This window comes from Ensifer sp. VA4 (assembly GCF_055710065.1).
This window is the reverse complement of record NZ_JBVQPO010000088.1, coordinates 1-255: the sequence shown is the minus strand read 5'-3', so window position 1 is coordinate 255 and position 255 is coordinate 1. Positions and strand designations below refer to the sequence as shown.

General features: G+C 58.8%; 1 pseudogene. It reads left to right on the top strand.

Annotated features, from left to right (window positions below):
• Nucleotides 1-68 precede the first annotated feature (68 nt).
• Nucleotides 69-255, top strand: a pseudogene (locus AC0C6X_RS30285) (helix-turn-helix domain-containing protein); the annotation flags it as partial.

The following is a 255-nucleotide window of genomic DNA, read 5'->3' as shown; positions in this document are numbered from 1 at the left end:
CTATCGGCGCAAGACGCAGGCCGAGCTTGATGCCGAAATCGGGACCGGCGCCCTACTGGAGATTTGCAATGACGACCAAGCGCAAGTTCAAGAGCGATGCCTTTGAGGCGATCCATAGCGCCGTCGAAGACATGTATGCGGCAGGCACCATCGACAAGGAAACCATGAAGACCTTCGACGAGACTTGCCTGTCCGTCCCGCAGGAGCTGACGCCGGGTGAGATCAAGGCGCTGCGCGAGAACAATCATGTCAGCC